Origin of the sequence: Aeromonas sp. R7-4 (assembly GCF_040908055.1) — a bacterium.
GTDB classification, from domain to species: domain Bacteria; phylum Pseudomonadota; class Gammaproteobacteria; order Enterobacterales; family Aeromonadaceae; genus Aeromonas; species Aeromonas sanarellii.
Genome location: NZ_JBFODA010000018.1, coordinates 1 through 22208 on the forward strand (window position 1 = coordinate 1; position 22208 = coordinate 22208).

Genomic DNA, 22208 nt, shown 5'->3' on the forward strand with positions numbered 1-22208 from the left:
GCTGAATGATGCCGCTGATGGGCTGCTTGTCATCGGACTCTTTCATGGCTTGCAGCAGCTTGTGCTTGAGCATCCAGGCGGTGTCATATTTGACGCCCAACTGGCGCTTTAGCTCCATCGCTGACAAGCCTGTTTTGGTTTGTGACAACAGGTGCATTGCCAGAAACCACTTGGTCAGTGGGAGCTTGGTGTTTGCGAAAATCGTGTTTCCAGTCAATGACATCTGGTGACGGCAGTGATTGCATTGCCACACACGTGGCCGCCTTCTCAGGCGACAACAGGTCTTGTTGGCACATTCAGGGCAGACAAAGCCGTTAGGAAAACGCCAAGTGAACAGCGCGTTTTCGCACTGAGCCTCAGTGCCATAGTCCTTGAGAAACTCAAACAGGCTGTAGCCTTTCTGGAATTGGATTTTGCTTTTGGCCATGATCTCGCACCTCGATAACTGTACGTAAGATCAGTATAGTTCGTGGTAACTGACTGCTAATCATGGGTAATCTTGATCTGCTATGAAACTATGTAGCTAAAAATTAAATCCAAGTGGTAGTGAGCGTTGAGACCACCTCACCAGATGAGCCGATGAAGGATCTTGTTCGGCTCACGAAATGAGCCGATAGGACAATATCATTGGCTCACAGAATGAGTCGATGATAAGAAATATTTCTCTCCACACAAACTAGAGTATGGAAGCATATTATTCTTATTATCTCCCTATCCAAGTTCAATGCCTAAACCTGATTCAGTACAGACCAACTCGGTCATCAGCTCTCCTCAATGCAGGGGCATTTTGTTGCTAATCTTCTACTGAAAACGACAGTTTGGGGTAGGATAGCTCATGAGAGGTCGTGTTTGTATAATGAGGAATGCTACATGATGCCCTATGCAACCTATCAAGCAGCTACTGCGAACTTTCTCCTAGAAGCTCTTGGTATTCCTCGTGACCCACTAGGAGCACATCTATGGATCGTGGCTGGCGTATCACCGGACATACTCTATCGGCTCGCTGAATTGATGAAGACGGATGTGGGGACGGTTTGCCAATGGGCTGGTATTAGCCGGAGTGCACTGGCCCGAAAGCTTCGGATTGAGGTTCCCCTATCAATATCGCAGGGTGCTAGGGTATACGGAGTTGCACAGGCCCTCGATGTGGTACTCCTCTTCCACAGGAACGATGCCATCAAGGCTGTGTCATGGTTAAACCGCACAGCCTGGGGGCTCGGTGGCGCGGCTCCAGCCACGTTGTTGACTACACAGATGGGAGTCCAGGCTGTTGTCGAGCTTGTAGGGCGGATTGAGCATGGGGTTTGTCAATAAGTAATAAGTCGGCTGGCCTATATGCTAAAACTAGCATAGTAGATTGAAATTTGATCAGCCAGATTGATTTTGAAGATTTTTTCACATCCCCCCACTTGAAAAAATTGGAAAACTGTCCATTTACTAATTATGAGAGCTATAAATAAATTTTTTCCATTTCAACATTCCGCTGCTGCGCAGCGAAGAGAGACCAGTTTTACAAACCCACACCTTATTTTTATTCAATCGGTGAGTTGGTGTTGATGAATTAAAATTCATTAAGTTAGCTTGAAAATCAATGCACCATCACTTGGTAATGGTTTTTCTATGATCTGACAGAAAATAGAAAATAGAAAATAGAAAATAGAAAATAGAAAATAGAAAATAGAAAATAGAAAACATAGTATCAATAAAATATGGCTATATTCGCCCATGTTGGGCGGAAATAAAAAACGTGCTTTTGCAGAGTATGATTGTTTTACCAATGCAAACTCTTCTCTGCTGCGCCTGTCGCAGGTTGTCACAACCAGATCGTTTTCTTGCACCCGTTGAATCCCAGAACAATCAGATCCCGTCGGACTCCATCTGACCTTCAAGTCGATGGATGCGTTGTGCTATGGCTCCTAGACAAGCGAGAAAATCCCCCCATGCTGGAACGTGCAATATTTGGTTAGAGTAACAGCTATGGTTATGGCAGCAATGATGCAGGCGAGACCCCAAGAGCTTTGGCGATCAGATAAACTTTTTCCAAGGTTACCCTAGTCTCCCCACGTTCGATTTTTCCCATGTGACCACGATCTATACCAGCAATTAGCGCAAGTTTTTCCTGTTGCATACCGCGTGCAGACCGCAGTTCCCGTACATTTTTACCGAATGCAGTTGCGAGCACCGCAAGATCAAACTCGTCAGAATCCATGTTATCTCCTCACAAGAGGAGATATGGTCTACATTATACGGCACACTGTACACGGCTATGAGTACACGCCTATAATGACACTGCATATAAGCATCATTTGAGGGTGGAAAATGTCCAATCAACAGATCGTTTTGAGTCAGAATCAAAAAAGTAGCACCGTGACACTAATTTTTCAAAACGCGGATTTCTTAGCCGCAGTAGGAGATTCTCTGAGAGTGGAGTCATTCTTACATGTCACTATTAATCAATCCACATATGATGAATTTGTTAAGGGTGTTATGGCTTCGTTTGTTGCCGAATTTATGGATTTTAAGGAGCAATGGCCGATACCTCAGGAGCTTCAGGAGCTAAGGAAGGTCTGAACAAGTCTCTGGCATGGGATGTCGGAATTCATACGGATCTTCATCTCGGAGGGGTGGTCATTAGTAATGCTTGGTATTCCACAGTCAGTCTACAGCCCTTGGGTGAATCACATAGAGCGGCAGTAGCAAAGTTAGAGAGACCATCACACGCAATCATCAATGCAGAGGAGTGGTCAACCTGCGGACTCGATGCAGTTGATTCGCAGATGCTGCATGAATGGAGTAACAGGATATGAAAATCATGACCAAAAAAGAGGTCGAGGTAATCAGCGATATTCGCTGTGATGTTTGTGAAGAGAGTTGCCAAACGGAGGGGGCTGTTAGCAATATCGAGTTTGGCACATTGAGTGCCCACTGGGGTTATGGAACTCAGCACGATGGCGAAAGTTACGAGGTTCACCTGTGCGAGAGTTGCTTTTTTCAGGCCATAGCAAATCTGAAAGAGCAGCGGCGAGGTGCACTGATGTTTTCAGAGAAAGGGTATGAACCAGTTGCTGATTTTGGATTGATTAACCGGCACCTTGAACTTATCTGAACAGATTCGATATTGATCTTTGTAGGTTGTGTTTGAGCCAAGTTGCTTCAACTTTGATGTCTTCCAACGGAAGACCGCCGCTCTTCGCTCATCGTGGTTTGTCGCAGCGGTGGATGCATTTGTCGCTGGACCTCGTAAAGTAATGCTAACCCAGCCTCAGCTTGTTTTGGATTATAACCGGCGCTAAGTGATGGGATACCGCTAGCACAAGCCTGACTGTATTAGATGTGGATTGGTCTTGCGATCTTAGGTCAACCCAAGGAGACGAATCCTACTTTGGGGGCCTGTTTTGTGTTGGACATCGCTCAATCACTCTTAGGTGGCTCTTATTCAAGGGCGCGGATTTTACCGGAATGGCTAACCAAAAACTATACAACTGGCGTCGCTGGTCCGAACATTCTTTCGCGCCACGGCAAGGCCTGCCCCCGTGCGGCCGTGTGCCTGCCCGGAAAGGACGGGAACGGGCCCGTGGCGGTTTCATTGACGCAGGCTGAACGGGAGAGAATCAAGCCCTTCTTCGAGTAAGCTTGAGTCTGTTAGGCTGAGTCTTGGCACAACGAAAGAGGAGCTGATCATGAAGAGCCGATCCTGGCTGATTGCCGCCACCCTGGTGCTGGCGTCGACCCCCGGCCATGCCGACTGGGCGAAGTTGAAGGAGGCCGCCTCCGAACTCGGTACCGCGGTGAGCGATACCGGCAAGGAGGCGTGGAAGGGGATCACCGATTTTTCCAAGGAGACCTGGGAGTCTGTCTCCAACTGGGGGGCTGAGGCCTACAACAAGGCCGGTGCCTGGACGGCGGAGAGCGCGGCCACCGGCAAGGAGTGGCTGGCGGCCGCCGACAAGAAGCTCGACACCATGCTCGAGCCCAAGACCCCGGAGGAGGCCCGCACCGCCCTCGACACCATGGCCGATACCGCCCTGGTGCGGCTGTTCAACGAGCAGCCCTCTGCCAAGCTGTTGTTTGACAAGGCTTATGGCTATGCGGTGTTCGATTCGCGCAAGTTCTCCCTGATGGTGCACACCAACCAGGGATCCGGGGTGGCGGTGAACCGCTCGAGTGGCAAACACACCTATATGAAGATGTTCGGCGCCGGCATGGCGGCTGGCTTCGGCGGCAAGTTCTACCAGCAGGTGATGTTGTTCGAGACCAAGCAGACCTTCGACAACTTCGTGAACAAGGGCTGGGAGGCGACCTCGGAGGCGGGGGTCGTGGCCGGCAAGGAGAGCGCCTCCCTCGACTCGGGTTACAACGGGGGCATGGCCATCTACCAGCTTGGGGAGAAGGGGCTGCTGTACGGCGTCAGCGTCACGGGATCCAAATACTGGATCGACGAGGATCTGACTCAATAACCTCAGGATCCGTCCTGATGATGGCCCGCACCCTGCGGGCCATTTTTATGTCTGCCGGGCGGGTCCATCCCCTGGCGGTGAGGCTTTTACGGATCCTTCCTGATTGGCACTCTAATTGCTTAAGGCTTGCCAGTGTCAATGATTTGTCTGGGAAGGGAAGATGGAAATAAGCGCAAGCAGTCTGATGCAAGAGATGCAGGCTCTCAGGGTGGAAGCCGGTGCCACGCCGCTGACCCAGCCCGGTCGTCCGGTCAATTCGGACTTCGGCCAGATGCTCCAGCAGGCCCTCGACAACGTCAACGAGTTGCAGGGCAGCGCCAACGATCTGCGCACCCGGTTCGATCTGGGTGACAAGTCGGTGGATCTCTCCGAGGTGATGATCGCCGGGCAGAAATCCTCCATCGCCTTCGAGGCGACGGTGCAGGTGCGCAACAAGATGGTCGAAGCCTACAAGACCATCATGAACATGCCGGTGTAACTCGGGCCCATGGCGACCGAGCATCATGAACATGTCAGCAATAAGGACATAAACCGTGGCTAACGATCCAAACGGCGATCTGCTGATGAACAACGAGGGGGCGGCGGCCCTCGACGAGAACGAGCAGAAGAGCTCGGCGCTGGGCTTCCTGTCCAACACCGATGTGCTGCGCCAGATCACCCTGATCCTGGGGCTGACCATCTGTCTGGCCATCGCCGTCTTCATCCTGCTGTGGGGCAAGGAGCCGGAGATGCGCCCCCTCGGCACCTTCAACACCCAGGAGCTGGTCTCCACCCTCGACTATCTGGATCAGCAGAAGATCCCCTACCAGGTCGACGGCAAGAGCGTGCTGGTCAGTGCCGAAAACTACGCGGACATCCGTCTGCGCCTGACCCGGGCCGGCCTGGCCGGCAGCAGCGAGGTCAGCAACGACGGGGAAGCCATCCTGCTCAAGGACTCCAGCTTCGGCGTCAGCCAGCGCATGGAGAGCGAACGCCTGAAACTGAGCCGCGAGCGCCAGCTGGCGAGCGCCATCGAGCAGTTCCAGAACGTGGCCAAGGCCCAGGTGCTGCTGGCCATCCCGAAAGACAACGTGTTCGCCCGCAACGAGCGCAAGCCGAGTGCTACTGTGGTGCTGAGCCTGAAAGGGGCTGCGCTGGGCCAGGGGGAGGTGGACTCCATCGTCGACATGGTGGCCTCCGCCGTCCACGGTCTGGAGCCGACCCGCGTCACCGTGACCGATCAGAACGGCCGTCTGCTCAACTCCGGCTCCCAGGATCCCCTCTCTGCCCAGACTCGCAAGGAGTTTGCGATGCAGCAGAAGCAGGAGCTGGAATACAAACAAAAAATTGACGCCATCCTGATCCCGGTATTGGGGGCGGACAACTACACCGCCGAGGTGGATCTCTCCCTCGACTTCTCCCAGCAGGAGCAGACCCGCAAGACCTACAACCCGGATCTGCCCGCCGTGCGCTCCGAGATGACGGTGGAGGAGAACAGCGCCAACGGCAGCAACGGCGGCGTGCCCGGCGCCCTCTCCAACCAGCCGCCCGCCGCCTCCAGCATTCCCGAGCAGGCCGCCGGCGGGGAAGGGGGAACCGGCTCTTCCGGCCGTTCTCGCAAGGAGGCGACCCGCAACTTCGAACTGGACACCACAGTCAGCCACATCCGGCGCCAGCAGGGCGGCATTCGCCGCATGACGGTGTCGGTGGCGGTGGACTACAAGGCCGTCCCCGGTGCCGACGGGGCCGTGACCCGGGAGGCGCGCAGCCAGGCCGAACTCGATACCCTGCGCCGTCTGCTGAGCGGCGGCCTGGGTTTCGACGTGACCCGGGGCGATACCCTGGAGGTGGTCGCCATCCCGTTCAACCGTCCGGAGCTGGAAGCCGTCGCCGAGACGCCGCTCTACGAGCAGCCCTGGTTCTGGCGCGCGGTGCGCATCGCCGCCTCGGTGCTGGTCATCATAGTGCTCATCGTCACCGTGGTAAGGCCCATGCTCAAGCGCCTGCTCTACCCGGATGCCAAGCCGGAAGGGGAGCTGGACTTCGACAACCACACCGTACTGGGTGGGGACGACGAACTGAGCCTGCTGGCGGCCCAGGCGGAAGCCGAACCCGTGTTCGGTCTGCGGGATGGCCAGCTGAAGCTGCCGGATCTGCACCGTGACGAGGACCTGCTCAAGGCCGTGCGCGCCCTGGTAGCAAACGAACCCGACCTGGCCGCTCAGGTCATCAAAGAATGGGTAACGAACCGAGATGCCTGAAGAGAAGAAAACCCAAGTCACCGGTAACGAGATTACCGATACCCAGCGTCAGATCCTGGATCAGATGAGCGGGATGGAGATGGCGGCGGTGCTGATGCTGAGCCTGAGCGAGGAAGATGCCGCCCAGATCTTCCGCCACCTCGAGCCCAAGCAGGTGCAGCGGCTCGGCATGTCCATGGCCTCCATGTCGGATTTCAGTCACGACCGGGTGGCGGCGGTGCATCGTCAATTTATCGACGACATCCAGAAATACACCAACATCGGCATCGGCAGCGAAGACTTCGTGCGCAAGGCCCTGGTGGCGGCGCTCGGGGAGGACAAGGCCAGCAACCTGGTGGATCAGATCATCCTGGGCTCGGGTGCCCGCGGCCTCGACTCCCTCAAGTGGATGGATGCGCGCCAGGTGGCCAGCATCATCCAGAACGAGCACCCTCAGATCCAGACCATAGTCCTCTCCTACCTGGAGCCGGAGCAGTCCGCCGAGATCCTGAGCCAGTTCCCGGAGCAGGTGCGCCTGGATCTGGTGATGCGGATCGCGAACCTGGAAGAGGTGCAACCGGCGGCGCTGCAAGAATTGAACGACATCATGGAGAAGCAGTTCGCCGGTGCGGCGGGCGCCCAGGCGGCCAAGATGGGTGGCCTCAAGGCCGCCGCCAACATCATGAACTACCTGGACACCAACATCGAAGGCCAGCTGATGGACTCCATCCGCGAGTCGGACGAGGAGATGAGCCAGCAGATCCAGGATCTGATGTTCGTGTTCGAGAACCTCATCGACGTGGACGATCGCGGCATCCAGACCCTGCTGCGGGAAGTGCCGGGGGATCTGCTGCAACGGGCCCTCAAGGGGTCGGACGATCAGATGCGGGAGAAGGTCTTCAAGAACATGTCCAAGCGGGCCGCCGAGATGCTGGCGGACGACCTGGAGGCCATGGGGCCGATCCGGGTCTCCGAGGTGGAGGCCGCCCAGAAGGAGATCCTCTCCACCGCCCGCCGTCTGGCGGATGCGGGCGAGATCATGCTGGGGGCCGGCGGTGGCGAAGAGTTCCTCTAAGCCATCGGCCATCATATGTGCGATGATGTCGGGCCCTGCATCCGGCTCTCGATAGGAGTGTCTTCGGCACATGAACAACAAGAACAACAAGCTGCGCGGTTACCTCAGGCCCGAGGCTGACGAGGTGCAGATTGAAGCCTGGGGCTGGCCCGAGATGGAGACCGAGGCCGAAGTCGAGACCAACGCCTTGGGGCTGGCCCCGGACTGGTATCGCCAGGAGCAGGCTCCCGAGCTCCCGCCGGATGCCCCTGTGGAGGAGCCCGCTCCCAGCATCACCGCTGAGGAGGTGGAGGCGATTCGCCAGGCCGCCTGGGAGGAGGGCATGCGCGAAGGCCGGGAAGCCGGCTTCGCCAAGGGGCTGGAAGAGGGCAAGCTGGAGGGGCTGCAACAGGGCCATCAGGCGGGTCTGGAGCAGGGCAGGGAAGAAGGGCTCGCCCTGGGCCGGGATCAGGTGGAGCAGGAGGTGGCCCGCTGGCAGGCGCTCGCCACCCGCCTCGCCACGCCGCTCAGCGAACTGGATGGGGCGGTGGAGCAGCAGCTCATCGCCCTGGTGCAACAGCTCGCCCGCGCCCTCATCCGCCATGAGGCGCAAACCTCCCCCACGCTGCTGCTGGAGGCACTCAAGCAGGGGTTGGCCCTGCTGCCTGCCGCCGAGCAGGGGGTCACCCTGATGCTGCACCCGGAGGATGTGACCCGGGTAGAGGCCGCCTTTGGCGCCGAGGAGTGCGCCAGGCGCCACTGGCGGCTGCAAAGCGAGCCCACCTTCTCCCCCGGCGATCTGCAACTGGCCACCGAGCTCTCCAGCATCGATCTCACCCTCTCCGGGCGCATCGATCAACTGCTGCGCAATTTCCTGCGTGACAATGCGGGCTGAGCCGTGGCCTGGCGCTTGAACACCCTGGGCATCTTCCACGATCTATCTTCGGAGGCGACATGACTGCATCCCTGCTCAACCGGCTGCAAGGCTACCGGGTGCGCGATCAGGCCCCCATACCGCCGGTGGCGGGCAAGCTCACCCGGGTGGTGGGGTTGACCCTGGAAGCCATTGGCTGCCGCGCCGCCATCGGCTCCCTGTGCCGGATCGACACCCAGGATGGGGCCCTGGAGGCCGAGGTGGTGGGCTTCTCCGGAGATCGCCTGTTCCTGATGCCGAGCGAACAGCTCAAGGGGGTCATTCCCGGCGCCCGGGTGGTGCCCGTCACCGAGGATCACGGCATTCCGGTGGGCATGAACCTGCTCGGGCGCGTCATCGACGGCATCGGCCAGCCCCTGGACGGGATGGGCCCCATCATCTCCTCCCAGACGGTGCAGTTCGCCCAGCACCGCATCAACCCGCTGGCCCGCCGCCCCATCCACCAACCGATGGACGTGGGGGTGCGCGCCATCAACGCCGTGCTCACCGTGGGCCTGGGCCAGCGCATGGGGCTGTTTGCCGGCTCCGGCGTCGGCAAGTCCGTGCTGCTCGGCATGATGACCCGGGGCTCGGTGGCGGACGTGGTGGTGGTGGGCCTCATCGGCGAGCGGGGCCGGGAGGTGAAGGAGTTCATCGAGGAGATCCTGGGTGCTGAGGGGCGCGAGCGCGCCGTGGTGGTGGCGGCCCCCGCCGATGCCTCCCCACTGATGCGTCTCAAGGGGTGCGAGACGGCGCTCGCCATCGCAGAATACTTCCGGGATCAGGGGCTCAACGTGTTGCTGCTGATGGACTCCCTCACCCGTTACGCCCAGGCCCAGCGCGAAATCGCCCTGGCGGTGGGAGAACCGCCGGCCACCAAGGGCTATCCCCCCTCGGTGTTTGCCAAATTGCCGGCGCTGGTGGAGCGGGCCGGCAACGGCAGCGACGGTCAGGGCTCCATCACGGCGTTCTTCACCGTGCTGACGGAGGGGGACGATCTGCAGGACCCCATCGCCGATGCGGCGCGGGCCATCCTCGACGGCCACATCGTGCTGGCGCGGGAGCTGGCGGATGCGGGGCACTACCCGGCCATCGACATCGAGAAGTCCATCAGCCGGGTCATGCCCATGGTCACCTCGCCGGAGCACATGGAGCTGGCGCGCACCTTCAAGCAGTTCTACTCCCTCTACCAGCAGAACCGGGATCTCATCACCATAGGCGCCTACAGCCAGGGATCGGATCCCAGGATCGACCGGGCCATCATCCAGAAACCCTATCTGGATCAGTTCTTGCAACAGAAGATGCGCGAGGTCATCCCCTACGACGAAGGCCTGCAATCCCTGCACATGGTCGCCATGCCATTGATGCGTTGAGCCGATAATGCCGCTGGAGTGCCGAGATGAGTAAAGGATTGGAGTTGCTGGCGACTCGATTGGTGGAGGCCGAGAACCAGGCCGCCATGGCGCTGGCCAAGGCGCAGCAGGACTTGAAGCTGTTTATGGAGCAGCAAGAGGCGCTGAATCAGTACCGCCAGATCTACCACCAGCAGTGGACCGACCGCGGTCTGCAGGGGATCAGCCCCCAACAGAACAGTCAGTATCACGCCTTCATCAACAAGCTCGAGAATGCGGCCACCCAGCAGTACCAGGGGGTGCTTCAGGTGCGCGAGGCGCTGGCCCAGTGCCGTACCCAGTGGCTCGAGGCCCAGCAGCGGCGCAAGGCGGTGGAGCTGCTGCTGGAGAAGAAGGCGGACAAGGTGCGCCAGAAGGCCCAGCGCCAGGAGCAGAAGATGCTGGACGATTACGCCATCCAGCGTCGGTACCACCAATCTGGCCTGTAACTTGCTTTCCATAGTCTGAACGGGCACGTGGCCTACCCCGCTGCTCGTGCTGTCATCACCGAATCGTCGCCAGGGATCCCAGCATGATACAGACCCAGTTGATTAAAACGCCCGCTCAGGTGCTTTCCAGCGACAGCAGTGCGTCCTCGGCGCTTCCCATCGGGGGAGTAGAGGGGGGTCAGCTGCCGGTCGATGGCAAGGTTGCCTTCTCCGACGTCATGGTCAGGGCCCAGCTGATGGGCAAGGCCCCCGCCAGTCAGGCCGCGATGACGCCTCAGGTGAGTGACGATATCCCGCAGACGAACGGCGCTGATGCCAAATCTTTGGCGTCTGGCGAGCTGGCTGGCGAGGAGACCCAAGCCGCCAAGGCCTCAGGTGACGAGCCGGCCCTGCCCCCCGACGATTTCCTTCAGCAGTTGCAGGCCTCCCTGCGCCAGGACGTGAGCCTGGTGCACCCCGCCGTGCCTCCTTCACCTCAGGGAGAGAGTGCGCCCGTCGACGGCAATGACTTGCCGCCCGAGTCGCAGCCGCCGGTCGAGTCCCGTGTCCTGTCCGGGCCCGGTGCCGAAGGCAAGGGCGTTACCGCAAAGCCTGCACCGATGCCGCCGAGCGGCCCTGTGCCGGGCAGCGCAGGACTGACCGAGCTGGCACAGACCGATCCGGTCCAGACCGTGGCGACGGCGCATGGCCCGATGCAGAATGCGTTGGCAGAAACCGGCTTGGCACAAACAGATCTGGCACAGACCGGGGCGACAGCCCGTGGCCCGATACAGAGTGGCCAGGCACAGGGCGACGTGACACAAAGCGACCTTGCCAGAGGCGCCCTGGCTCAGACCGGATTCGCAAAGGCTGAGCCAGCACTAGCAGCGGACGGCGAGACGACGCAAACCGCGGTGCGCGGCGATGTCCAGAGCGTGGATAAATCTGCTACGACCGAGGCTGGCGCAAGCAAGGGGGGACAAGGGACCCTGGCAGACGCCCTTGTGGCGAGCGACGCAGAGCTCGGATCCGCCGCTCCCGACCAGATTGCGGAGAAAGGCACGGAGAAGGGGACAGACAAGGCCGCCGACACTGGCGCCACACGGGCCAAGACCGAGGGGCCATCCCCCCTGTCCGGCGCGGAGCGGGCGGCTTTGCTATCAAAAGTGATCCCGAGCCCGGAGGCCGCTGCTGACAAGGGAACCGGCACTGCGGTACACCTCGAAGCCCCAACGGCGCAGGCCGGTGCGGCCAGGTCCTTCGGCGAGGGGCTGGTCAAGGTTGGTCTGGACAGCCAGGTGACAGCCCAGGGTGACGCGCCCAATGCCGCTGGGAACCTGCCCCGTGAGGCCAGCACCCGGGACGGGCTGACGGGCACGACCGGGGACGGCAAGCCCGGCTCGGCTCAGGACGCACCGGAGAACAAGCCGGTGCAGGCAGCCAGGCTCGAACAGAATACGACCAAGCCGGAACAGAATACGGCTCAGACCGGCAGCCCCAGCCCGGCAGCCGCCCCCGTGAGCACCCCGGAGCCGACGCTGGCGGCGCCGCAACAGATCCTGGCACGCCAGGAGTCCCAGGGGCCCCAGGCCTCTCTGACGGCCTTGTCGGACGGCATCCAGCAGATGGAGTCGGCCCCCGCGATGGTCAAGGTTGCCGCCGAGTTCAAGAAGAGCGATATGAAGGGATCCCTGGACGAAGTGGGCAAGCCTGGCGGGGTTGAGACCAAGGGGGCGGGACAGACCGACGCCACGGCCTCCCTGCCGCCTGCCCAGACGGCGGCTGGCGAGAGCAAGCCCGCGGCCGAGCTCGCCGCACGGCGGGAGCCCCAGAGCCTGCCCCACCTCAAGCTGGCGACCCCGGAGGCGCCGGCCCAGTTGCACCAGAAGGTGAACCTGATGCTGGCGGACAAGCTGCAACAGGCGGAGATCCAGCTCGACCCCCTGGGCCTTGGCAAGATGAAGATCCAGATCCAGATTGATGCCTCCAGCCAGGCCAACGTCCACTTCGTGGTGCAGCATGGCCAGACCCGGGAGATGCTGGAGCAGGCCATGCCGCGGCTGAGGGAGATGCTGGCGGGACAGGGGATCCAGCTCGGCCAGACCCAGGTGCAGCAACAGGGCCAGCAGCAATCCCAGGGCCAGTCAGCCTTCGGCGGTCAGGGTCAACAGGGGGGGCGCGGCTTCGGTGGCGGCGAGCAGACGGGGGGCGAGGGCGGATCCCGCACCCTGAGCCTGCTGGTGGAATCGGCAAACGATGCCGGGATCGATTTCTATGCTTGATGCATTCATAAGTAAGTTTATGATACCGAACAAGTTTAAGACTAGGGTGGACAAGGGATGGCAGAGGATAACGAGCTGACGCTGAAAGACCCGGCGGCGGCCAAGAAAAAGAAGTTGATCATGATAGTCGCCCTGGTTGTCGTCCTGCTGGGCGGCGGCGGGGCCGGCGCCTGGTTCATGTTCGCCGGCTCGGATACACCGCCGGCCGAGCAGGCCGAGGCCAAGCCTGAGGCCAACACGCCCCAGCCCTCGCTCTATGTGGGCATGCCGCGCCCCTTCGTGTTCAACGTGGCGGGCAGCCAGCGGGATCGGCTGGTGCAGATCAAGATCCAGCTGATGGTGCGGGGGGCCCCCGACGAGACCCTGGCCAAACAGAATATTCCCCTGATCGAAGGCACCCTGCTGCGGGTCTTCAGCGCGGCGACCGCCGAACAGCTGATGACCTTCGAAGGCAAGGAGAAGCTGCGACAGGACTCGCTGGAAGAGTGTCGCCGGGTGCTGAACGACCTGGTCTCTTCCCCCGTAATCGAACAAGTGCTGTTTACCGGCTTTGTCATGCAATAGAAGGTGAAGCGTGAGCGATCTGTTAAGTCAGGACGAAATTGATGCCCTGCTGCACGGTGTCGATGATGTCGAAGAGGAAGAGTTAGGGCCTGCCGGGGATCCCGGCATCACCCAGTTCGACTTTTCTTCCCAGGACCGCATCGTCCGTGGCCGCATGCCGACCCTGGAGCTGGTGAACGAACGCTTCGCCCGCCACATGCGCATCAGCCTGTTCAACATGATGCGGCGCACCGCGGAGGTGTCGATCAACGGCGTGCAGATGCTGAAGTTCGGCGAGTACGTGCACACCCTGTTCGTGCCGACCAGCCTGAACATGGTGCGCTTCCGCCCCTTGAAGGGCACGGCGCTCATCACCATGGAGGCCCGCCTCGTCTTCATCCTGGTGGAGAACTTCTTCGGCGGTGACGGCCGTTACCACGCCAAGATCGAGGGGCGCGAGTTCACCCCCACCGAGCGGCGCATCATCCAGATGCTGCTCAAGCTGGTGTTCGAGGACTACAAGGATGCCTGGGCGCCGGTGATGGACGTGGGCTTCGAGTACCTCGATTCCGAGGTGAACCCGGCCATGGCGAACATCGTCAGCCCCACCGAGGTGATAGTGGTGAGCTCCTTCCACATCGAGCTGGACGGCGGTGGCGGCGATTTTCACGTGGCCATGCCCTACTCCATGTTGGAGCCCATCCGCGAGTTGCTCGATGCCGGGGTGCAGAGCGACAAGGGCGACACCGACGTGCGCTGGAGCAAGGCCCTGCGCGACGAGATCATGGACGTCAAGGTGGAGCTGAGGGCCAAGCTGCTGGAGACCGAGCTCTCCCTGCGGGAGCTGATGGAGCTGAGGCCCGGCGACATCATTCCGGTGGAGATGCCGGAGAACCTGCTGGTCTTCGTGGAGGACCTGCCCACCTTCCACGCCAAGATGGGGCGTACCAAGGAGAACGTGGCGCTCAAGATAGTCGACAAGATCAAGCGCCCTGACGGGGTCAAGACAGAGATGCATCTGGTGACCCGGGGGGGCGTGCGCATCGATGGCGAGGCCGAGCTGGAAGAGCTCGAACGCAGCATAGCGGACAAACACCCCTGAATTGATCCTCCCCGAGGGGAGCTTGCAACACTGAGGAATTGAAGATGAGCGGAACCGATGACGAGCAGGATTTGATGGCTGACGCCTGGGCGGCCGCGCTGGAGGAGCAGGTCACGGCCGAGGCCAAGCCCGCCCCCCTGGAAGAGCTCAAGGACGAAGCCCCCATCAGCGCCGAGGAGCGGCGCAAGCTGGACACCATACTGGACATCCCGGTGACCATCGCCATGGAGGTGGGACGCAGCCAGATCAGCATCCGCAACCTGCTGCAGCTGAACCAGGGTTCTGTCGTGGAGCTCGACCGGGTGGCGGGCGAGCCGCTGGATGTGCTGGTCAACGGCACCCTGATCGCCCACGGCGAGGTGGTGGTGGTGAACGACAAGTTCGGCATCCGTCTGACCGATGTCATCAGCCAGATTGAAAGGATCAAGAAGCTCAAATGATCCGTCTCTTGCCGCTGTGGCTGTTGTCCCTGCCCGCCCTGGCCAACCCGGGGACGGGCGCCAACCCTCCCAGCATCACCTCCTGGCTGCTCTCCAGCCTGATGGTGATCGGCCTCATCCTGGTGCTGGGCTTCCTGCTCAAGAAGAGCAAGCTCACCCAGGTGATGGGCGGGGGCCAGATGAAGGTCGTCGCCACCCTGCCGCTCGGCTACAAGGAGAAGCTGATGGTGGTCAAGGTGGGGGAGCAGCAGCTGCTCATCGGGGTGACGCCGCAGCAGGTCAATTTCCTCTATCGCCTGGAGACGCCGCTGGACGAGAGCCAGCCCCAGGCCTTCTCCCAGCAGCTCGGCAAATTGATGGGCAAGCATGAAAAACGTTAACTGGACTGGATGGCTGGCCCTGATCTCCCTGCTGCTGTCGCCCCTGGCGATGGCCCAGGACGGCATGTCGGCTCTCACCGTCAAGACCATGGCGGATGGCAGCCAGGAGTACAGCCTGACCCTGCAGGTGCTGGCGCTCATGACCGCGCTCTCCTTCCTGCCGGCCATGGTCATCATGATGACCTCCTTCACCCGTATCATAGTGGTGCTCGGGATCCTCAGACAGGCTATCGGCCTGCAGCAGAGCCCCTCCAACCAGGTTCTGATCGGCATCGCGCTCTTCATGTCCTTCTTCATCATGTCGCCTGTGCTGGATCGCATCAACGACGAGGCGCTGCAGCCCTACCTGGCCGAGACCATAGGGGCCAAGGAGGCCCTGGAGAAGGCGGAGCTGCCCATCCACCAGTTCATGCTGGCCCAGACCCGGGTCAAGGATCTCAATACCTTCATGGAGATAGCGAACGTCCAGGTGGCGCAACCCGAGGAGGTGCCCCTGCGGGTGCTGATCCCGGCCTTCGTCACCAGCGAGCTCAAGACCGCCTTCCAGATAGGCTTCATGCTGTTCCTGCCCTTCCTGGTCATCGATCTGGTGGTCGCCAGTATCCTGATGGCCATGGGGATGATGATGCTCTCCCCCATGCTGGTCTCCCTGCCGTTCAAGCTGATGCTGTTCGTGATGGTAGACGGTTGGAACCTGATCCTGGGCTCGCTCGCCAACAGCTTCGGGCTGGGTGCAGGCTAAGCCGGTCAATGGAAAGGAGCCGATAGATGAGCCCTGAAACCTTTGTCGACGTCTTTCGCGAGGCGCTCTGGCTGGTGACCATCATGGTCTGCGCCGTGATCCTGCCGAGCCTGATGGTGGGCCTCATCGTCGCCATCTTCCAGGCCGCGACCTCCATCAACGAACAGACTTTAAGCTTCCTGCCCCGCCTGGTGGTGACCCTGCTGGCCCTGGGGGCCGGTGCCCACTGGGGCCTGCAGAGCCTGATGGACTTCTTCTTGCTGATGGTGAGCCAGATCCCCGAGGTGGTGGGGTGAGTCAGGGGGAGGCCGTGGTGGTGCCGGCATCACGCAGCCACGAGGTAGGGGCATGAGCTACACCACGGCGGTGATCATGGAGTGGCTGACCAGCATCCTCTGGCCGCTCGCCCGGGTGAGCAGCCTGCTGATGGTGATGGCGGTGTTTGGCAGCCGGCTGGCCCCTGCCCATATCCGCATCGGCCTGGCGCTCGCCATCACCCTCATCATCGCGCCCCTGCTGCCCCCCATGCCCAAGATTGAGCTCTTCTCCGTCGGCAGCTTCCTGGTGCTCGGCCAGCAGCTGCTCATCGGCATCGCGCTGGGCCTGATGACCCAGTTCCTGCTGGAAACCTTCGTGATGGCGGGCCAGGTCATCGCCATGCAGACCAGCCTGGGCTTCGCCACCCTGGTGGACCCCATGAACGGTCAGTCGGCCCCCGTGGTGGGCCAGTTCTACCTGATGCTGGCGACCCTGGTGTTCCTGGCGGTGGATGGTCACCTGCTGATGCTGCGCATGGTGGTGCTGAGCTTCGAGACCCTGCCGGTGTCGGACAGCGGGCTGACCCTGCCCGCCATCCGCAGCCTGGTGAGCTTCCTCGGGATCATGTACCAGGCCTCATTGGTGATGGCGCTGTCGGCCATCATCGCCCTGCTGCTCATCAACTTCGCGTTCGGGGTCATGACCCGGGCGGCGCCCCAGCTCAACATCTTCAGCATCGGCTTCGCGGTGAGCATGATGTCGGGTCTCTTCATCCTCTGGTTCACCATAGGCGGCTTCATGGGGCACTTCGATGCCCTCTGGGAGCGGGTGCAGGAGACCAGCTGCGAGCTGATCAACGTCCAGTGCCTGGGGGGTCAGCATGGCTGATCTCGTTCGGGGCGATGGCATCGAACAACCGAGTGGGCTGCCATTGTGGCAGGCTGCTGGCGGGATGATCCCCATCGGAGGTCAGCATGGCTGATACCGATCAGGAACGCACAGAACAACCCACGGGCAAACGACTGCAACAGGCCCGGGAAAAAGGGCAGATTGCACGCTCCAAGGAACTGGGTACCGCCAGCGTCCTGCTGGCGACCGTGTTCGGGCTTCTGATGATCAAGGAGAGCCTGGCCGATGCCATGGTCAAGGTGCTCACCATGGGCTTCACCCTGGACCGGGATCAGGCGTTCGATCCCAACGCCATGGGGGTCATGGTGCCGGCCCTGCTGGGAGAGCTGCTCCAACCCCTGGGGCTGCTGTTTCTGCTGGTGATCATCGCCGCCTTCGTCGGCAATACCCTGCTCGGCGGGATGAACTTCTCCTCCGAGGCCATGCTGCCCAAGTGGAGCAAACTGAGCCCCTTGAGTGGTTTGAAGAGGATGTTCGGGGTGCAGTCCCTGGTGGAACTGGTCAAGTCCATCGCCAAGGTGTTGTTCATCTCCCTGTTCGCCTGGTGGATGCTCTCCAGCCAGTTCAACCACCTGCTCAACCTCTCCCAGGAGGGCTTCCCTGGTGGCATCATAGACGCCCTGGACCTGCTGCTCTGGATGCTCATTATCCTCTGCTGCGCCCTCATTCCCATCGTCGCCATCGACGTGCCGTTCCAGACCTGGAACCACAATCGCCAGCTCAAGATGACCAAGCAGGAGGTCAAGGACGAGTTCAAGGACAGCGAGGGCAAGCCCGAGGTCAAGGGGCGGATCCGCCAGCTGCAGATGCAGATGGCGATGCGCCGCATGATGGGGGACGTGCCCAAGGCGGACGTCATCATCACCAACCCGACCCACTACTCGGTGGCCTTGAAATACGATGCGGGCAAGCCGGGGGCGGCGCCCAAGGTGCTGGCCAAGGGGGTCGACGAGGTGGCCATGAAGATCCGGGAGATAGCGCGCGAGTACGACATCCCCGTGATGTCCTCGCCGCCGCTGACCCGGGCCATCTACCACGCCACCGAGATTGGCCAGGAGATCCCCGAGGGGCTCTTCGCCGCCGTGGCCCAGGTATTGGCCTATGTCTACCAGCTCAAGAAGTTCCGCCGCGGCCGTGGCCGGCGGCCGACCCCCCTCGCCAAGGATCTGCCCATCCCGCCCGAGTTTCGCAAGTAAGGCGCTGGCTGCTGTCTGGCTTTGTCGCCAGGGGCTGCTCCAAGCTTCCACTTGAGCGTCGTAAGGCGCTAGCTGGAGCCTGACCTGTTCGCCTGGGACCCGTCCCCAATGTTCTCCCGGCAGGGAGACGCCAGCCTCCTTGCCGCCCCGGCCCGGAAAGCCTGCGACGGACTTCTGACAGCATCAAAATAAAACCCATGTAGATCAATGGACTGAATCATTGGCTTGATATTTGCTTTAATCCGGCATCGGTAGTTGAACATTGAGAAGCACGATGGGATTGAAGGCAGGGCTGGGCCGTTTCAAAGAGTACAGGTGGTTGCTGACCAAGGGGATCGGGACCCCGCTGCTGGTGCTCGCCTCCCTCGGCATGGTGGTACTCCCCATTCCGCCCCTGATGCTGGATATCCTCTTCTCCTTCAACATCGCCCTCTCCATCGTGGTGCTGCTGGTGGCCGTCTATACCCGCCGGCCGCTGGAGTTTGCCGCCTTCCCCACCGTGTTGCTGATAGCGACCCTGCTGCGACTCGCCCTCAACGTGGCCTCCACCCGGGTGGTGCTGCTGGAGGGGCACAACGGCAGCGCGGCGGCCGGCCACGTGATCGAGGCGTTCGGCAACGTGGTGATCGGCGGCAACTACGCGGTGGGCATCATCGTCTTCATGATCCTGATGATCATCAACTTCGTGGTGGTCACCAAGGGTGCGGGGCGGATCTCCGAGGTGAGCGCCCGCTTCACCCTGGACGCCATGCCCGGCAAGCAGATGGCCATCGACGCGGACCTGAACGCCGGCCTCATCAACCAGGAAGAGGCCAAGAAACGCCGTCAGGACGTGACCCAGGAAGCGGACTTTTACGGCTCCATGGACGGTGCCTCCAAGTTCGTGAAGGGGGATGCCATCGCGGGCATCATGATCCTCTTCATCAACATCATCGGCGGCTTCATCATCGGCATGCTGCAACACCAGCTCACCTTCGCCGAGGCGGCCCAGATCTACACCCTGCTCGCCATCGGCGACGGCCTGGTGGCCCAGATCCCCTCGCTGCTGCTCTCCATCGCCGCCGCCATCATAGTGACCCGCCAGAACACGGATCAGGACATGGGCACGGCCGTGCTCGGCCAGCTGTTCGAGAACCCCAAGGCCCTGGTCATCTCCGCCGGCATCCTCTTGATGATGGGCAGCGTGCCCGGCATGCCGCATCTGGCCTTCCTGAGCCTGGGGGCCGTGGCGGCCGCCGGTGCCTGGTGGCTGCTGCGCCGGGAGAAGCAGAACAAGGCGAGGGCGGCGAGCGGCGAACTCCTGCCGGCCCAGGGGGATGCCCCGGTGGAGCAGAAGGATCTGAGCTGGGACGACGTCATGCCGGTGGACATCATCGGCCTGGAGGTGGGCTATCAGCTCATCCCGCTGGTGGACAAGAACCAGGGCGGCGAGCTGCTCAACCGGATCAAGGGGGTGCGCAAGAAGCTCTCCCAGGAGCTCGGTTTCCTGGTGCCTGCGGTGCACATTCGCGACAACCTGGATCTCGCCCCCAACCAGTACCGCATCACCCTCATGGGGGTGAGCACCGGCGAGGCCACCGTCTATCACGACAAGGAGATGGCCATCAACCCGGGCCAGGTGTTCGGCCAGATCCACGGCATCGCCACCCAGGACCCGGCGTTCGGGCTGGAGGCGGTCTGGGTCGCCAAGGAGCAGGTCTCCCAGGCGCAGACTCTGGGCTATACCGTGGTCGATGCGGCCACCGTGGTGGCCACCCACCTGAGCCAGATCCTCTCCAACCACGCCGCCCTGCTGCTTGGCCACGACGAAGTGCAGCAACTGCTGGACATGATAGGGAAACACCAGAGCAAGCTGGTGGAAGGGCTGGTTCCCGAGGTGATCAGCATGGGCAACCTGGTGAAGGTACTGCAAAATCTCCTCAATGAAGGCGTGCCAATTCGCGATATGCGCACTATCCTGCAGACCCTCGTGGAATATGCGCCCCGCAGCCCGGACCCGGAAGTGCTGACCGCGGCCTGCCGCATCGCCCTGCGCAGACTCATCGTGCAGGAGATCGCCGGCCCAGAGCCCGAGCTGCCGGTGATCACCCTGTCACCGGAGTTGGAACGTATATTGCATCAATCCCTGCAGGCAGGTGGGGGAGATGGCGCCGGCATCGAGCCGGGACTGGCGGAGCGGATGCAGCGCTCCCTGGTGGAAGCCACTCAACGACAAGAACTGGAAGGCCAGCCGGCCGTGCTTCTGACATCGGGGATATTGCGCAATACCCTGGCGAAATTTGTCAAGAATGCCATTCCTGGATTACGCGTGCTGTCCTATCAGGAAGTGCCTGACGACAAGCAGATCCGCATCGTCAGTGCGGTGGGACAGGGCTAGTTAGCGGAGATGACGGGTGAAGATTAAGCGGTTTTTTGCCAAAGACATGCGCACGGCGCTGGCCGAGGTCAAGGAGACTCTCGGGCCCGATGCCGTCATCATGTCCAACAAGAAGGTCACCGGTGGGGTGGAGATAGTCGCGGCCGTCGATTACCAGTCCCAGGTGCCGGGGCCCAAAGACGCGCCGGTTCGCCGTCAGTTGAACGAAGAGAGCGTCAATATCTCGTCTGCGGGCAAGCAGATGACGCGTGCGGCGCCGCCCAAGGAACAGAACGAATACTATGCCGATACCCTGGCCGCCCTGCTGGCGCGCCAGCAGAAGCTCAACCCGGCCAACCCCGCGGGCGGCAATGCAGCCCAGGGCCCCTGGTCCGGGAATGGGGCGGGCAACGGCAATGCTGCGCCGGCCTCCTGGCAGACCAATAGCGCTGCCGGCACCCAGTCCGCCGGGCTGGCCGCGGCCGGCAGCGCCCCCAGAACCCTGGCCGAACAGGGCCAGTGGGGGGCGGCGCCCGAGCCCGCCAAGCCCAAGCCGCGTCCGGCCGCCGCGTCCCGTCCTGCCCAGTCCCCCCAGCGGGATCAGGAGATGGAGGGGATGCGCAAGGAGATGGCCAGCATCCGCAAGTTGCTGGAGCACCAGATCTCCGGCCTGATGTGGCAGGAGGTGGAGCGCCGTGAGCCCATGCGCGCCCTGCTCATCAAGGAGCTCAAGAAGATGGGCTTCGACGACGCCTTCGCCGATCAGCTGGCGGGGCTCATCCCCGAGGACATGCCCATCCATCAGGCCATGGCCCAGCTGGCCGAGGTGCTGACGGCCCAGCTCAAGATCAGCGAGGACGAGATCCTGCGTCAGGGCGGCGCCGTGGCCCTGCTCGGCCCGACCGGGGTGGGCAAGACCACCACCATCGCCAAGCTGGCGGCCCGCTTCGCCATGAAATATGGCGCCGAGCAGGTGGCGCTCATCACCACGGACAACTACCGGATCGGCGCCCACGAACAGCTGCAGACCTATGGTCGCATCATGGGCTGCCCGGTGCGCCAGGTGCGGGACGCCGAAGAGCTGGCCAATGCGCTCTACCAGTTCCGCCATCGCCGGCTGGTGCTCATCGACACCGCCGGGGTGGGTCAGCGGGACATCCGCCTGACCGAGCAGCTCGATACCCTGGTGAAGAACGCCAAGGTGCGCATTCGCAGCTATCTGGTCATGTCGGCCACCTCCCAGCGGCGGGTGATGCAGGAGGCGGTGGATCATTTCAGGCGCATTCCGCTCTCCGGCTGCATCCTGACCAAGCTCGACGAGAGCCTGAATCTGGGGGAAGTGATCAACGTCTGCATTCAGAACGCCCTGCCCATCAGCTACATCACCGACGGGCAGCGGGTGCCGGAAGATATTCAAGTTGCCAACGCGGCGCTGCTGGTCGGTGCCGCCATGGGGTCGCTGGAGCGGGAAGCAGAGGATCCCTATTTCTGGGGATCGGGTTTCGGCGAGACCGAAGATTCGGAGTTTTATGAGTAAC

At 61.4% G+C, this 22208-nt stretch carries 22 protein-coding genes and 2 pseudogenes; 22 read left to right on the top strand and 2 right to left on the bottom strand.

The features are described 5' to 3' along the window. A pseudogene (locus tag AB5Y72_RS03290) lies at window positions 1–427 on the bottom strand (IS1595-like element ISKpn3 family transposase); the annotation flags it as partial. Window positions 428–873: 446 nt separating this feature from the next. Between AB5Y72_RS03290 and AB5Y72_RS03295 the strand changes: the two are divergent. After that, window positions 874–1314, top strand: coding sequence for an antitoxin Xre/MbcA/ParS toxin-binding domain-containing protein (locus AB5Y72_RS03295; RefSeq protein WP_232105312.1), 441 nt, complete (start codon window positions 874–876; stop codon window positions 1312–1314). Window positions 1315–1981: 667 nt separating this feature from the next. Here AB5Y72_RS03295 and AB5Y72_RS03300 read toward each other — a convergent pair. Continuing rightward, window positions 1982–2209 (bottom strand): helix-turn-helix domain-containing protein, encoded by a 228-nt coding sequence (locus AB5Y72_RS03300; RefSeq protein ID WP_042019791.1) that lies wholly within the window; start codon window positions 2207–2209, stop codon window positions 1982–1984. 110 nt (window positions 2210–2319) lie between these two features. Between AB5Y72_RS03300 and AB5Y72_RS03305 the strand changes: the two genes are divergently transcribed. The 21 genes and pseudogenes from AB5Y72_RS03305 to flhF all read left to right on the top strand — a co-directional run bounded on the left by AB5Y72_RS03305 (window position 2320) and on the right by flhF (window position 22207). Next, window positions 2320–2571, top strand: a complete 252-nt coding sequence (locus AB5Y72_RS03305; RefSeq protein ID WP_017778755.1) for a hypothetical protein — start codon at window positions 2320–2322, stop codon at window positions 2569–2571. A gap of 81 nt (window positions 2572–2652) precedes the next feature. After that, window positions 2653–2752, top strand: a pseudogene (locus tag AB5Y72_RS03310) (IS630 family transposase); the annotation flags it as partial. Window positions 2753–2803: 51 nt separating this feature from the next. Further along, window positions 2804–3106, top strand: coding sequence for a hypothetical protein (locus AB5Y72_RS03315; protein WP_042878961.1), 303 nt, complete (start codon window positions 2804–2806; stop codon window positions 3104–3106). A 574-nt stretch (window positions 3107–3680) separates the two neighbouring features. Beyond that, window positions 3681–4457 carry a hypothetical protein gene (locus tag AB5Y72_RS03320; RefSeq protein ID WP_325782553.1) on the top strand — a complete coding sequence of 259 codons (777 nt, stop codon included), beginning with the start codon at window positions 3681–3683 and terminating at the stop codon, window positions 4455–4457. Window positions 4458–4617: 160 nt separating this feature from the next. Beyond that, window positions 4618–4935 (top strand): flagellar hook-basal body complex protein FliE, encoded by a 318-nt coding sequence (fliE, locus tag AB5Y72_RS03325; RefSeq protein ID WP_325782552.1) that lies wholly within the window; start codon window positions 4618–4620, stop codon window positions 4933–4935. Window positions 4936–4990: 55 nt separating this feature from the next. Beyond that, complete coding sequence (gene fliF, locus AB5Y72_RS03330) at window positions 4991–6697, top strand: flagellar basal-body MS-ring/collar protein FliF (protein ID WP_368198591.1); 1707 nt, start codon at window positions 4991–4993, stop codon at window positions 6695–6697. Further along, window positions 6690–7751 carry a flagellar motor switch protein FliG gene (gene fliG, locus AB5Y72_RS03335; RefSeq protein ID WP_042076986.1) on the top strand — a complete coding sequence of 354 codons (1062 nt, stop codon included), beginning with the start codon at window positions 6690–6692 and terminating at the stop codon, window positions 7749–7751. Before fliF ends, fliG begins: the two co-directional genes overlap by 8 nt. Window positions 7752–7821: 70 nt before the next feature. Continuing rightward, complete coding sequence (gene fliH, locus AB5Y72_RS03340; RefSeq protein ID WP_368198592.1) at window positions 7822–8625, top strand: flagellar assembly protein FliH; 804 nt, start codon at window positions 7822–7824, stop codon at window positions 8623–8625. A gap of 59 nt (window positions 8626–8684) precedes the next feature. Further along, complete coding sequence (gene fliI, locus AB5Y72_RS03345; protein WP_368198593.1) at window positions 8685–10016, top strand: flagellar protein export ATPase FliI; 1332 nt, start codon at window positions 8685–8687, stop codon at window positions 10014–10016. 26 nt (window positions 10017–10042) lie between these two features. Next, entirely contained in the window at window positions 10043–10483 is a 441-nt protein-coding gene (fliJ, locus tag AB5Y72_RS03350) for a flagellar export protein FliJ (RefSeq protein WP_104455532.1), read from the top strand. An 83-nt stretch (window positions 10484–10566) separates the two neighbouring features. Further along, window positions 10567–12744 (top strand): flagellar hook-length control protein FliK, encoded by a 2178-nt coding sequence (locus tag AB5Y72_RS03355; protein ID WP_368198594.1) that lies wholly within the window; start codon window positions 10567–10569, stop codon window positions 12742–12744. A gap of 57 nt (window positions 12745–12801) precedes the next feature. Beyond that, window positions 12802–13308, top strand: coding sequence for a flagellar basal body-associated protein FliL (gene fliL, locus AB5Y72_RS03360; RefSeq protein WP_209793468.1), 507 nt, complete (start codon window positions 12802–12804; stop codon window positions 13306–13308). Between the two features lie 10 nt (window positions 13309–13318). Next, the gene (fliM, locus tag AB5Y72_RS03365; RefSeq protein WP_042076826.1) at window positions 13319–14389 is read left to right on the top strand and encodes a flagellar motor switch protein FliM; all 1071 of its coding nucleotides are present in this window, start codon (window positions 13319–13321) and stop codon (window positions 14387–14389) included. Window positions 14390–14433: 44 nt separating this feature from the next. Further along, complete coding sequence (gene fliN, locus AB5Y72_RS03370) at window positions 14434–14829, top strand: flagellar motor switch protein FliN (protein ID WP_010673924.1); 396 nt, start codon at window positions 14434–14436, stop codon at window positions 14827–14829. Continuing rightward, the gene (gene fliO, locus AB5Y72_RS03375) at window positions 14826–15209 is read left to right on the top strand and encodes a flagellar biosynthetic protein FliO (protein WP_042076828.1); all 384 of its coding nucleotides are present in this window, start codon (window positions 14826–14828) and stop codon (window positions 15207–15209) included. Before fliN ends, fliO begins: the two co-directional genes overlap by 4 nt. Continuing rightward, on the top strand, window positions 15196–15951 hold the full coding sequence (gene fliP, locus AB5Y72_RS03380) for a flagellar type III secretion system pore protein FliP (RefSeq protein WP_042076830.1): 756 nt from the start codon (window positions 15196–15198) through the stop codon (window positions 15949–15951). Before fliO ends, fliP begins: the two co-directional genes overlap by 14 nt. A gap of 26 nt (window positions 15952–15977) precedes the next feature. After that, complete coding sequence (fliQ, locus tag AB5Y72_RS03385) at window positions 15978–16247, top strand: flagellar biosynthesis protein FliQ (RefSeq protein WP_042076832.1); 270 nt, start codon at window positions 15978–15980, stop codon at window positions 16245–16247. 52 nt (window positions 16248–16299) lie between these two features. Then, window positions 16300–17097: a flagellar biosynthetic protein FliR gene (gene fliR, locus AB5Y72_RS03390; protein WP_042076833.1), complete on the top strand. Its 798-nt coding sequence runs from the start codon at window positions 16300–16302 to the stop codon at window positions 17095–17097. An 86-nt stretch (window positions 17098–17183) separates the two neighbouring features. Beyond that, window positions 17184–18314 carry a flagellar biosynthesis protein FlhB gene (gene flhB / locus AB5Y72_RS03395; RefSeq protein WP_368198595.1) on the top strand — a complete coding sequence of 377 codons (1131 nt, stop codon included), beginning with the start codon at window positions 17184–17186 and terminating at the stop codon, window positions 18312–18314. 274 nt (window positions 18315–18588) lie between these two features. Beyond that, window positions 18589–20691 (top strand): flagellar biosynthesis protein FlhA, encoded by a 2103-nt coding sequence (gene flhA / locus AB5Y72_RS03400; RefSeq protein ID WP_368198596.1) that lies wholly within the window; start codon window positions 18589–18591, stop codon window positions 20689–20691. A gap of 16 nt (window positions 20692–20707) precedes the next feature. Beyond that, window positions 20708–22207 (top strand): flagellar biosynthesis protein FlhF, encoded by a 1500-nt coding sequence (gene flhF, locus AB5Y72_RS03405; RefSeq protein ID WP_368198597.1) that lies wholly within the window; start codon window positions 20708–20710, stop codon window positions 22205–22207. The last annotated feature ends 1 nt before the right edge of the window (window position 22208 follow it).